The organism is Saltatorellus ferox (genome assembly GCA_007751475.1).
In the GTDB taxonomy this organism is placed as follows: Bacteria; Planctomycetota; UBA1135; order UBA1135.
Genome location: CP036434.1, coordinates 1910104 through 1923327, shown reverse-complemented (window position 1 = coordinate 1923327; position 13224 = coordinate 1910104). Strand labels below are relative to the sequence as shown.

The 13224-nt window shown below is 68.6% G+C and carries 7 protein-coding genes; 2 read left to right on the top strand and 5 right to left on the bottom strand.

Annotation, left to right across the window (positions count from 1 at the left end; translation table 11 throughout):
• Positions 1–190 precede the first annotated feature (190 nt).
• Positions 191–3754, top strand: coding sequence for a PVC-type heme-binding CxxCH protein (locus Poly30_RS06935; RefSeq protein WP_419191064.1), 3564 nt, complete (start codon positions 191–193; stop codon positions 3752–3754).
• A gap of 10 nt (positions 3755–3764) precedes the next feature.
• Here the strand turns inward: Poly30_RS06935 and Poly30_RS06930 are convergent, their stop codons facing one another.
• Positions 3765–5576 (bottom strand): APC family permease, encoded by a 1812-nt coding sequence (locus tag Poly30_RS06930; protein ID WP_145195634.1) that lies wholly within the window; start codon positions 5574–5576, stop codon positions 3765–3767.
• A 92-nt stretch (positions 5577–5668) separates the two neighbouring features.
• On the bottom strand, positions 5669–7819 hold the full coding sequence (locus tag Poly30_RS06925; protein WP_419191063.1) for an exonuclease domain-containing protein: 2151 nt from the start codon (positions 7817–7819) through the stop codon (positions 5669–5671).
• A 74-nt stretch (positions 7820–7893) separates the two neighbouring features.
• Between Poly30_RS06925 and Poly30_RS06920 the strand changes: the two genes are divergently transcribed.
• Entirely contained in the window at positions 7894–9321 is a 1428-nt protein-coding gene (locus Poly30_RS06920; protein WP_145195630.1) for a C1 family peptidase, read from the top strand.
• 18 nt (positions 9322–9339) lie between these two features.
• Here the strand turns inward: Poly30_RS06920 and Poly30_RS06915 are convergent, their stop codons facing one another.
• Genes Poly30_RS06915 through Poly30_RS06905 form a run of 3 tightly spaced genes read right to left on the bottom strand, consistent with a single transcriptional unit; the run spans position 9340 to position 13222 of the window.
• A complete protein-coding gene (locus Poly30_RS06915; protein ID WP_145195628.1) occupies positions 9340–10983 on the bottom strand; it encodes a hypothetical protein in 1644 nt (547 codons plus the stop codon).
• Entirely contained in the window at positions 10980–12404 is a 1425-nt protein-coding gene (locus Poly30_RS06910; protein WP_145195626.1) for a hypothetical protein, read from the bottom strand. The genes Poly30_RS06915 and Poly30_RS06910 overlap by 4 nt, the downstream gene beginning before the upstream one ends.
• Positions 12405–12439: 35 nt before the next feature.
• Entirely contained in the window at positions 12440–13222 is a 783-nt protein-coding gene (locus Poly30_RS06905) for an ABC transporter ATP-binding protein (RefSeq protein ID WP_419191062.1), read from the bottom strand.
• Positions 13223–13224 lie beyond the last annotated feature (2 nt).

The following is a 13224-nucleotide window of genomic DNA, read 5'->3' as shown; positions in this document are numbered from 1 at the left end:
CTCGCAGAGCGTCCGGCCCGGCCGCTGGGATCGGCCACAATGGCCACAGGTGACAAGCGCTGCAGACTCCATGGACGCACTATCGACCCTTCAGGCGTTCGCCTTGACCAGCCCGATTCGCGGCCGAGGCGTGCCGGACCAGCGCCCCAAACGCCTCGGCAGCGAGCCCGTCGCGTCGTACCCTGGCCCCATGCCCCGAGCCCATCTCCTTCTTGTGGCCGCCGCGCTCTCCCTCAGCGCCAGCGGCCAGGATCTCCCCGACTCGTTCGAACTGCCCGAGGGCCTCGAGGTGTCGCTCTGGGCCGAGTCCCCACAGCTCTTCAATCCAACCGCGATGGACTTCGACGAGCGCGGCCGCCTCTGGGTGACCGAGGCCGTCAACTACCGGCAGTGGAGCGGGCGCAACCCAGGCATGCACCGCGACGGCGGCGACCGCGTGGTGATCCTGGAGGACACGGATGGCGACGGGCAATGCGACTCGTCCAAGGTGTTCGTCCAGGACGAGGACCTCGTGGCGCCGCTCGGGATCGCCGTCATCGGCCACCGCGCGTACGTTTCGTGCTCGCCGAACCTGTTCGTGTACATCGACGACGACGGAGACGACGTGGCCGACCGGCGCGAGACGGTGCTGACCGGCTTCGGCGGCTACGACCACGACCATGGCCTGCACTCGGTCGTGCCCCACGAAGGTCGGCTCTACACGGCGGTCGGCAACGCAGGCCCCCACGTGGTCGATGGCCCCGACGGCTTCCAGCTTCGTTCGGGCAGCATCTACGCGGGCGGTGGCCCGACGTACGCGGACAACAAGCCAGGACTCGTGAGCAGCGATGGCAAGGCATGGACTGGCGGCCTCGTGATCAGCTTCTTGCCCGACGGCTCCGACATCCAGGTCCACGCCCACAACTTCCGCAACATCTACGAGGTGGCCCTCGACCGCGACGGCGAGATGTATGTGGCCGACAACGACGATGATGGCAACCAGGCGTGCCGCACCACGTGGGTGATGCCGGGCGGAAACTACGGCTACTTCAGCGCCGACGGCACGCGGATGTGGCAGGCGGATCGGAGGCCCGGTCAGGGAACCCAGGACGCCCACTGGCACCAGGACGATCCTGGCGTCGCTCCGATGGGAACGATCAACGGCGGCGGCGGTCCGACCGGCGTGGCGGTCTACGAGAGCGCGCTGATGGGCGGCTGGATCGGCGACTGCGTGCTGAACTGCGATGCCGGTGCCCGGGTGGTCTACGCGCACAGAAAGCGCAGCTCGGCGAGCGGCATCGAGCTAGACCCGGGCTTCCTGATCCGCGCTGCCGCGGACGCCAGCGGCGAGAGCGGCCAGTGGTTCCGCCCGAGCGACGTGTGCTTGGGACCCACGGGCGACGTGTACGTCTGCGACTGGTACGATCCGGGCGTCGGCGGCCACGCCATGGGCGACCGCAAGGCCTACGGCCGTATCCTGCGCGTGGCCCCGAAAGCGGGCGCGACGCGCGTCGCCTTGCCGGGTGACGTGTCCGGCTCCGACGCGCACCAGCGCAGGGAGCGCGCCTACGCGCTACGCAACACACCCATGGAAGGTGATGCGCTGGAGGAGATGCTCTCCCTCGTCGAGGCCTACGACGGCGAGGACCGCTGGTACCTGGAAACGCTCGGCCTGATGTTCGAAGGGCGCGAGGAGGAGGCGTACGGCGAACTCATCGCCGCGTTCGGCGAGACGCCGCTCGCGTGGGACGCGCGCTTCGAGAAGCTCGCATGGCGGCTCCACCCTGCGAGCGCCGTACCCGCTTTCCTTGCGCGAGCCATGAGCCCGACGCTGAGCGAGGCATCGAGGCGCCGCGCCATCGACGCGCTCGCCTTCGCGCCAGGCCGGGCGGCGGCCGACGCCGTCGTGACCGTCGCCACCGCCGGCCCCGAGGACCTGCGCGGCTACGGGATGTGGTGGATCGAGAACCGTGACGGCAATGACTGGCGCGAGTACGCGGTCTTCGCAGGCCTCAGCGACGGGGACCTGCGCGACGCCGAGATGGCCTTCGACAGCGGACTCATGCGCAAGGGCATCGTCGACGTCGAGGTCGACCTCGAGAACGTCGACAAGCTCTGGCTCGTCGTCACCGAGGGCGGCAACGGCAACGGCTACGACTGGGCCGCATGGATCGCGCCGCGCATCGTGATGGAGGACGGGCGCGAGATCGCGCTCTCGGGCCACTGGCTCTCCGCCACCGCGGGCTGGGGCAGCGTCAACGTCGACCGCGACTCCGGCGGCGGGCCGCTCGAGATCGGCGATGCCACCTTCCCCCACGGGATCGGCGCACACGCTCGCAGCGAGATCGCGTTCACGGTCCCGTCGGGCGCCGCGCGGCTCCTGGCGCAAGCGGGCCCCGAGAAGAACGGCACCGATCAAGCGGGTGGCAACGGCACCTCCGTGGAGTTCCAGGTCTGGGTGCAGCGGCCGGAAGCGCCGAAGCCTCTGAAGGAATGGAGCGCCACCGTCGCCGATAAGAGCCTCGATACCGAAGCGCGCCTCGCGGCGGCCGAGTCCCTCGCCTCGGACCCCCGTGGCGCGCTGTTGCTGATTCAGGCGCAGGAGCGCGGCCAGCTCGATGCGTCTCTCGTGTCACCGGTGGCTGCCGCGCTGTTCCGCAACCCGGACCTCGGCGTGCGTGCGCTGGCGAGCCAGCATTTCCCGCGCGCCGGCGGCGTGGACGCGCCGTCTATCGCAGAGCTACTGGAACTCCAAGGCGACGTCCAGCGCGGGCGCGAGCTCTACATGGACGCCTCGCGCGCCCAGTGCATCACCTGCCATGCGTTTCAGCTCGGTGACACGCGCCTCGGCGCCGACCTCGGGCCAGAGCTCACGCAGATTGCCAAGAAGCTGGCGACGGACGCGCTCTACGACGCGATCCTGAACCCGAGCGCGGGCATCGCCTTCGGCTACGATACGTACGTCATCCAGACGAGCGACGGACTCCTGTACTCAGGGTTCCTGCTGGCGGACGGGCCGACTCTTTCCTTGCTCTCGACGAACGGCGACCGCGTCACGCTCGACGCAGACGACGTGGTCGCGCGCAAGAAGCAGACGATCTCGACGATGCCCGAGGGCGCAGCGCTCGGGCTGGAGCCCCAGGATCTGGCGGATCTCGTGGCCTTCCTCTCCGCGGACGCTGCGGCTGAGCCCACGTACGGCGAGGAGATCGTGCTCTTCGACGGCACGAACATGGACGCGTGGACGTTCCATCTCACCGACGACTCGAAGGGCTTCGATGATGTCTGGAGCGTCGAGAACGGCGTCCTGCAGTGCGGCGGCAGCCCCGCGGGCTACCTCAGGACCAGGGAGACGTTCACGAACTACCGCCTGACGCTGGAGTGGCGCTTCGAGCCCACGAGGGGCGCGGGCAACTCGGGCGTCCTGCTGCGCCAGATCGGTCCGGACAAGGTCTGGCCTCGCTCCATCGAGGCGCAGCTCCAGTCGGGCAGCGCGGGCGACTTCTGGAACATCGACGAGTTCCCGATGCAGGCCAACCCGCGCCGCACCGAGGGCCGCCACACGACGAGGAGCGCGCCGTCCTCGGAGAAGCCGCTGGGCGAGTGGAACCGCTACGACATCCTGGTCGACGGTCCGCGCGTGGAGCTGCGGGTGAACGGCGTCCTGCAGAACGCAGCGGACTGGTGCGCGGAAGTCGCGGGCCACCTCTGCCTCCAGTCCGAAGGCTCGTACATCGAGTTCCGAGACGTGAAGCTGCGCCCGATCCTGCGGTAAAGGAACCTGATCAGATGATCATCCGCACGCCGTGGAGATCCGCCAGGCGGTACTGCAGGTGCCCGCTCGGTGACCCGATGAACATCAGGTTCGTCGGGATCCCCCACTGCCTGGAGAGCGAGTCGATGAGGTCGGGACAGAATTCTCCCTGGACGGCCAGGAACTCGATGTCGATCTCCGGGTAGACCTCGTCGAGGAAAGCGAGGTGCTCCGCGAGCCGCGGGGGCACCTCGTTCTCCTCCTGGTAGACGCTCACGAACTTGACGCGGTTCGTGTGCTCGTTCTCGCGGATGTAGAGCATCACGCGGTTCAGGTTCTCCAAGTTGTCGCCGCGGGTGAAGAACACGAAAGGCTGGGTCTGGATGCGCGCCAGCGTACCGCGGAGGCGCTCTTCCCAGCGATTGATGCTGCGTCCGATCCGCGCCCACCAGGCGACCTTGACCGAACTGTCGACCGCCTCGGCGGTCCGTCGCTCCTTGCGCACGCCCCTGCGCGCCTCGTCCAGCAAGAATACGCCGAGCTGAAGGATGGGCTGGCGCATCAGCATCAGGGTCACGACGAGGACCGTCGGGATGAGGTACTCCAGGAAGACGATGAGGTAGGCCTGGTTGAGCCTGGCGTTCCCGAACGTGGCCACCAGGACCGCGACGAGGGCCATCAAGACCGTCAGGTAGGACGCTCGCGTCGGACGCGGCAGCTGCGAACGCTTGATCTTGAGCAGCAGGTTGCCGACGGCAAAGAGCGCCATCACGAGCAGGAAGGAGATGGTGTAGACCGCCGCCAGCGAAGCGAGTTCCCCCTTGGTGATCAGGAGCACCGACACCGACAGCACGAAGAAGCCGACGATGATCGGCCAGGGCGTGCGGAAGCGGCTCTCCTTCAGCAGGATCGAAGGAAGGCAGCGGTCCAGCGTCATGCGCTTCACGAGGCCGGTGACCCCCACGTAGCTGGTGAGCGTGGCGCCGCTCAGAACGAGCACCGCGTCGATGCCGATCAGCGTTCCCAGCCAGCTCCCCGACGACAGGGTGCCCATCTGGGACAGCAGCGTCTCCTGGTACAGGGACTGGACCTCGGGTGTCGGGATCAGTGCCAGGGCGAGAAGCGCCATCCCGGGATTCAGCACGGCCACCGCGATCCACATGTTGCGAAGGGTCTTCGGGAACACGCCCTCCTTCTGCTCCTCCACGAAGTTCGCGGAGGACTCGAAGCCAGAGATCCCGAGCATCGCCGCCGAGAAACCGAAGAAGAGCGCCGCTGCGACGCCGCCGGGCGCGGGCGTCGAGAGGTTCTGCCACAGGACTTCGGTGCCGACGGTGAACACGGCGATCGTCCCGAGGATGAGCAACAGCCCCATCGAGAAGAGATGGAAGAGAAAGATCCCGATGGCGACGACGGCCGACTCCGTGATCCCCGAGATCGTCAGGAGCATGAACACGGCGAGCAGCCCGATCGTCGCTGGAATGATCGGCAGCCCATGCCAAAGCGAGTGCAGGTAGTGCATCGCCTCGTTGGAGGAGATCACCGCCGTCGCCATGTACGAAAGGATCGTGAGGCACGCCGCGATCGAGGCTCGGTACTTGCTGGTCGTGTTGAGGAGCGCGTTGTACGCGCCGCCGTTGAGCGGCATCGCCCCCACGACTTCCGCGTAGATGGACCGGAAGAGATACAGCGTCGCCGCGACGAAAAGAAGACACACCGGAGCCCAGCGCCCCGCGTAGCCGATCGCAAGCGCAGAGACATAAAGACACGATGAAGTGATGTCGTTCCCGCAAATGGCCGTGGACGCGAGCTGCCCGAGCAACTTGGGCTTGTGATCTTCCATGGCCCCCTGTTTAGAGAAGGGGCCCGAAGAGCACAAGGCTTGCGGCTCTGGCGCTGCGGGATGGAGCAGTCAGGCCCGATCCCGAGGCGCCCCTACACTCCCCGGGGATCGAGGTCTCCATGTCGCGCACGATGGATACGCTTGACCAGCTCCGCGGTCGCGAGCGCGTCGTCGAGCGCCCGGTGATGGTGACGCAGCTCGATCCCGTGTTCACGGCAGAGCTTGCCGAGCGAGTAGCTCGGGCTTCCGGGGAAGTAGCGCCGCATCTGAACCACGGTGCAGAGCTTCGGATGGGAGAAGCCGCGGCCGAGCCGCCGGAACTCCGCGCCGAGGAAGCCGTAGTCGAAGTTCACGTTGTGGGCGACGAAGATAGCGCCCTCGAGGAAGGCCTCGAACTCATCGGCCACTTCGGCGAAGCGCGGCGCGGACCGGACCATCTCGTCGCTGATCCCGGTGAGCTGCGTGATGTTGGCGGGGATGCGACGCTCGGGGTTCACGAGCGTCGACCACGTGTCCAGCACCTCTCCATGGCGCACACGGACGGCCGCGACCTCGGTCACGCGATGGAGCGGCGGGCGCCCTCCCGTGGTCTCGACGTCGACCACCACGTAGGTGCGGCCCGGATCGAGACCCCATTCGACCTTCAGAATGGACGCGTCGAGTCCGGCCGCGCGCATCTCTTCCATGCGCACGAGCTGGGGCCGCCGCACCGAATCCCCTTCGGCCTTCACCTCGATGAATCGGGCATGATCGCCGTCGAGCAGAGCCAGATCGGGGTAGCCGCTGGAGTGACCCGGGAAGTCGCGGGCCATTGTCTCGAGCATGAGGGCCATGCCTCGGTTCCCGTCCGAGCGCAAAAGATCCACGAGGGCCTCTGGCTCGAACCAGGCAGGGTCGAAGAGCGCGTTCGGCTCGCGCAACGCGGCGGCCGTCGAGGAGCGAATCAGCGGCTCGAGCCCTGCGGGATCGCGGAGCTGCTGCAGCCTGGCTTCGGCGCCGGCGGCGTTCTCTTCCAGAAAGCTCCGACGGCGTAGCGAAGCGGGTAGGTGATCGAACTCGCCGTGGAAGCCGCGCGCCTCGGGGCCGAAGAGCAGGTCCCAGAACGTCAGTCCAAAGAGCGCGCGCCACAGTCGGTTCTCCGCGAACCACGCGCGGCTGCCGCGCTCCACGAAGTGCCGCGCGGCAGCACGTTCGGGCTCGTGCCGGTAGGCCTCGTCGATCTCGATGACGGTGCCCGCGCGCAGGAGCTCGGTCGCCGCGCTGGTGCGCTGACCGCCGAACTTGCGCGCGTGAAAGTCGGCTGCGAAGACGCACTCCTCGTCGTTCACAGGATCGTCGATCATGGACAGAAGCCGTTGCTCCACCCAGTCCTTCTCCCCGGCAGCGTACCTGATTCGAACCTCGCGCTCGCGGGAGACGGACGACATGGAGCGACCGTAGAGCGCGAGCGCCAGTTCCGCATCACCGGCTTTCTCGGCGCGCCCGCCGAGCCGATCGAGCAGCCCGTCGCGGCGCTCCATCGTGGCCGCGGCTCGCGGTTCCGGCCAGTCGTCGACGCTTTGCACGAGCCGCTCGACCTCGGCGTCGATACCCGCGCGAAAATGATGCCGCCCACGCTCGTAGAAGTACGCCGCCCGCGCCTCGTCTTCGCTGCGGAAACGAGCCGTCGCCTTCCCCCCGTTCGGGCGCGTCCGCAGGAGCCCCAGGTCCCGGAGCGCGATCGCGCGCAGGTCCTCGGCGTACCTTCCGAAGTAGAGGAAGCTGATGAACCCGAGGGGCGCCTCGCGTCGCTGCACGTAGGTCATGCGCTCCGGTAGCAAGTCACCCGGCGGCGCGGAGGCAGCGGCCACGGCCGCCAGGCGCGCTTTCTTCCAGGAGACCGCGAATCGCGGCGGCTCGGCCTGGCGGGCGAGCACCTCCAGCACCTGGGCCTTGGTGGACGAGGACAGCCATTTGGCCACGTCGCGCTCCTCCAGCGGGCGGACGAAGCCGTGCTCCACGAGGCGCTCTAGCTGACGCGCGACGTCGCGGATCTCCGCGTACTCGAGCTGCTCGGCCGTGAAGAACCGCCCCTTGCGACTCGCCATCCGCGCCCACGTCGCCTGCGCCATCCGGGGCTGCGCGCGGAACGCCTCGATCAGCTGGAGCTCGGGTTCCCCCAGCGCGCAGCCGTGAATCCGCTCCACTTCCTCCAGCACGGCGAGCAGATGATCGAGATAGTAGAACGCTGGCAGGTCACGCACGGGCTCCATCCATAACCCGCGCGGCCCCGACCTGCAAGCTCCACGCCGCTCCCTCCATCTGGCATCATCCCGCCATGACCGTCCTCCTCTCCGCCCTCTCCCTCCTGCTTCCCCCGGCGCTTCTCCCCCAGGACGCGCCGCCCCTCACGCCGCCGTCCGAGCTCTTCCGCCCCGAGGTGGTCGACCATCGCCGCTCGCAGTCGTCCGTGAAGGACCAGGGGCATCGCGGGACCTGCGCCGCCTTCTCGATCTGTGGCGCACTGGAGACGTTCCCGGGCGTGCCGACGGATCTCTGCGAGCAGCTGCTCTACTCGACGGTGAAGCTGCACGAGAACGACGTGGACGCATGGATTCGCCAGATCGGCGGCCCGCTTGCGCTGAAGGAGGGCAATGCGCTCCGCGAGTACGTACCGCTCTTCGAGCTCGTCGGCACCTGCCATGAGAGCGTGTGGCCCTATGACCCGCGCAAGGCCAAGGCAGGCCCCGACGTACCGGAGGAGATCCGTCGCTTTCTGGAGCTGACGCGAATCGACACCGAGCAGCTGCGCGGGCTCCGCGACGCCGCGGGCAAATGGGGCTTCGCGGCCTCGGACGCCGAGGTGCTGGACGAAACGGAGACGCGGGATATCGCGCGATTGAAGGAGCTCCTGCGCAGCGGAACTCTTGGGATCCCGGTGGGCTACATGGTGCACGGGCCGTCGTGGTCCGACGTCGAGAAGCGGCCCGGCGTCACGATCGATCCCGGGATGCTGGAGGGCTTCCGCGAGCGGACGCCCGAAACGGTCGCGGCCGCCGAGAAGGTCTGGTTGACCTACGAGGGAGCGCACGCGATCTGCCGCGCCGCGGGCAAGGACCTCGTCACGGAGCTGCGCGAGGGCCGGTGGGCCTCCGGCGCCCGCTACCCCCAGGACGACTACGGCGGGCACGCGGTGCTGATCGTCGGCTTCGACGAGAACGGCTTCCTGATCAAGAACTCCTGGGGCACGGACTGGGCGGACGCCGGCTACTGCACGGTCGCCTACGACTACCACCGGCTGTACTCGCAGACGGCGCTGGTCCTGCGGGCGGCGAAGCTGCGGAACCCGGTGCTCAGCCCCTTCGAAACGTCGGCGCGTATCCGCAACGGCAAGTGGCACCTGAAGCTCCAGCCGGCGCCGAGCGCCCTCGGAGAAGCGCTGTCCCTGTCCACGTGGATGGAGGACCTGCGCGACGCCGCCTACGAGGTCGTGGAGTACACGCTCGACGTCCAGGGAGCGGATGGAACGTGGAGAACGCTGGCGAGCCATGCGTCGCTGGCGGGCCCGCCGGACGCGAGGACCGGCGCGCTGTGGACCCTGAGCCCGCTGATGGCGGGCCAGGTCTCGCTGGCGAAGCGCGCGCGAGTCAAGGCCCGCTACGGCGTGGACGTGCTGGACGCGAACCAGCCCAGGGAAGCTCGCTTCGTGTCGGAGCGAACCTTCGAATGGACGCCGACGTCGATCCGCGGCGCCACGGATCTGTAGTGGGTCGCACCGACGGAGTCAGCGCGGCGACCGGAGCACCGTGGCCTCGCTTCCGTCGGGCTCGATGAGGTAGAGCCCTCCGTCCTTGCCCCCGCCGATCATCCGCTCTCCATCGATGTCCCAGATCAAGAGGTAGCTCCTCTGGAACGGCATCGGCACGAACGATCCGTCGCGGATCGTGTAGTAGACCGTCCCGTCGTCGCGGTTCGAGCGCAGCACGGGCCCGCCTCCGGACGACGCCATGTAGGCGTGCCCGAAGATCCTCTCGCCGGCCGACCCGGGGACGTACTGGATTCGTTCGCGCGTCTCCAGGTTCACGGCGGTGAACGTCGGAGTCGCGGAGAACTCACCGTTCCAGGTCAGCCAGCGCCCGTCCTCGTCGACGCTCGCGGTCAGCGGCAGGCCGTCGATTTGAATGTCGGTCTTCTCGTCCGTGCCCGCTTCCAGGTCCACGCAGTGAAACCAGCGATCCGCGTCCACGTAGTACGCGATGCCCGGCGCCCGTCGGGCGGGGAGCAGCACATGAATCACATGGACGGTGATCGGCGGGCCGCCGAGTTCCGAGGTCCAGCGTTCTTCCCTGACCGGATGCACCCAGCCCCCGTCGACGCGTTCACGCGCTCTCACCAGCGGGCCTCGGTCGCGCACGAAGCCACGCCTGGACTCCTCGTGATAGCTCTCCAGTTCATGTTCGCTGGCGCGCCTCGGCTCACCGCTACAGAGGTCCACGGCCCAAGCGGTCACCGCTTCGTCGCGACGTAGCGTGAGCACCACGGCGCTCCCGTCGAGCGCCACCCATGGCAGGTTGTTCATCTGTGCCAGGGGGTCCTGGAAGGCGTAGGACAGCTGACGCCACTCCTTGAACTCGGCCGCCCCGGCCGCCGCGCCGGAGCACAGCGCCAGCGTCAGGGCCGCGCGCGAACCTCGCACGAACCAGGAGCGGCTTGCCCCGCCCCTGAGCCGGAACGCAGCCCAGAAGGGAAGCGCCAGAACCAGGGGCGTCCACGGGCTGTAGACGACGCTGTGGATCGGCCCGTCGAGCCGCAGCAGACTGGTCCCGCGATCCAGGAGCCCGGGATCCACCAGCATCGCCGTGAACGCGGCCGCGGAGGCCAGCCCCACGACGGTGGCGCTCAGGGCGTGGCGGAAGAGCAGGGCGACGAGGCCGGTCGTACCGAGGGAGACGAGCGGCAGCAGGGGAAAGCCGGCCGTCGCCCAGGCGGCGACCAGATCCCAGGGGCTCTCGTCGCAGGGGGAAGACGCAGACGGCCCGGGCAGAACGGCGGCCAGGAGCCACCATGCGATGGCGAAGCCAAGGAACAGCGTCGCCGCGGCCACGAGCATCACCGCGCCCCGCGCGAGCAACACGAGCCCGCTGGACACGGGCAGACTGGCGACGGCGCGCTGCGCCGATCGCTCGTCGCCGGCGGACAGCACGTCCGCCAGCACCGGCACGAGCGCCAGCTGCGCCAGGCCCGCAAGCCCCAGGAGCTCCTTCCAGCCCGGCGCGACCTCGCCGTTCGAACGAACGGTCCACCAGGCCACCCCGGCGACCACCAGCAGCCCGATCTCCAGCATGCCGCAGAAGATCATGCGCGCTTCGCGTGCTTCCAGCCCGAAGAGTGCCGTGAAGCCGCGGGTCTTGGATGCTGTCCAACTCATCTCTGCTCCTCCTGCGGACCACGCGGCGGAAAGAGGACCTCGATCAGGCCTCCCTCTTCATCGAAAAGCTCCAGCGTGTTGCGCCTCCAAGAGAGGCCGAGGAAGCGATCTCCGTCGAGGTCGAGCACCCAGTCGGGTGCATGCCCCATGAGCGCAGGTTTGAAGGACTCCCCTTGAACCCAGCACCACTCGGGGCCCGACGCTTCCACGCCGGGTTGCCATGCCCGCTTCGTCAGGATTCCACGGGAACGAACGACCGGCGCCGAGTCGGAGTGGATGGAAGGAGACGGAGCAGAAGTGGGAGCTCGGCCGTCTCGGATGCGGAGCGACCCCTGGCCGACCCGAACCTCAGTCCGGATCCAGGGAGTGCGTCCGGCGAGCTCCAGCCACAATCCCTGACCCTCTTCGTCCCAGCCCAGGAGACCGGAGCTGGGCGCGCCGAAAGGGATATGACGGGCGATCTCGCCCGGGGTCAGCGCGAGCCGAACGTCACCCGTCGCGAGGTCCAGGATCCAGGCGCTCTCCATGCATCGGGGCGACTCGGGTTCGGGTGAACCCCAGTGCGGGGGGTAGAGGTCGATCGCCACCTGCCGCCCATCCGGGCTGGGGTCGAACCAGTAGATCCTCGCGGCAGGGTCGTCGAACCCGATCGGCTCGCAGCTGGCGGTGGTCCAGGCGGAGGAGCCAAGCGCCGTGGCGGTCGCCAGTCCTGCCCAGAGAGCGCCACCGAGCGCCCGCAGTCCGAGGCCGCGAACGGAATCCGACTTCGCGGCGCCACGGAGCGCCAGGCTCCAGCCGATCGCGATGGCGGCCAGGCAGAGCACGAGAGGATGCACGGCGTAGTAGGTGGCCGCGCCCACGATCTCCGCGAGCAGCCGCTGGTCCCCGTAGGTGCTGGCCCAGTCCGGGTCGAGCAGCAGCGTTCCCAGCACCGCCTGAACCAGGAGCCCGAGCACCGTCGCGGCCAGCGCGCTACGGGAGATCACGGCGACCAGTCCGGTGACGATCAGCGCCAGCGCTGCGGAGCCGAGCAACAGCCGAACGGTCACCTCGTAGTTCGCGGGCAAGAGCTTCGTCCGCGCCATCTGCGTATCGAGGAAGAGGTCCACCGCGCCGATCCAGACCCAGAGCCCCAGCGCTCCCAGCGCCAGCACCACGAGCTTTGCATCCAGTACGGCCGAGCTTCGAACCGCCAGCGGACGCAGGGTTCCCGGCGCCACGGATCGGCTGCCGCCTCCGAAGAGTTCGGCGCACAGCGGGATCGCTCCCGCCCAGGCGAGCACCCACCACGCGTGGGTAGGCTCCCTCAGGAGCGACTCGGGCGTGACCTCGAACAGCCACCGCGCCAGAGCCAGTACCGCCGCACCCGCGAGGCACAGCACGATCATCATCGGCAGCGCGCCGCGCGCTTCCGTGCGCACGAGCCCGGCTACCGAGCGAAACCACGCCCGCGCTCTCAAGCGGCCCTCCCGTCGAGCGCCACGGCGACGAGCGCGTCCTCGAGGTCCCCGTGCTCACTGCGTCCGCGCAGCTCGTCCACGCTGGCCACCTCGGCCACGCGGCCGCCTGCGAACAGCGCGACGCGGTCGGCGCAGCGCTCCACGTCGGCGATCGAGTGCGACACGAGCAGCACGCTCGCGCGGTTCTCGCACATGTGTTCGATGAGCCCGTCGGTGACGAGCCTGCGAGCCACGGGATCGAGGCCCGAGAACGGCTCGTCGAGGAGCAGAAGCGGCGGCCTGACCGCGAGCGCGGCGGTGACGTTCTCCAGCATGCGCTGGCCCTTGGAGAGATCCGCGTAGCGCATGGACTCATTGAGCCCGAAGCGCTCCAGGAAACGCGCGGCTTCACGATCCTCCCAGCGCGGATGCAGGGCCTTCACGAGGCGGAAGTGATCGCGGATCTTCATCCACTTCGGAAGCTCGGTGCGATCCGGCACGTAGCCGATCTTCGAGCGCAGCTCGTGCCCGTTGCGCACGGGGTCGAGCCCGAGCACGTCGACGATGACGCCCTTGGGCCGGCGCCAGAAAGGACGGTAGGGCTCGGCCCCACAGAGCAGCGAAAGCAGGGTCGACTTGCCCGCGCCGTTCGCGCCCACGAGCGCCATGATCTCACCCACCTGAACGTCCAGGTCGACGCCCTTCAGAACGTCCTTCCGGGTCCATCCAAAGCGCAGTCCGCGGATCTTGACCGCTGTTTCCGCGCCGACCTCGGCCCGCGCGGGTGCTTCTGTTGCCATCG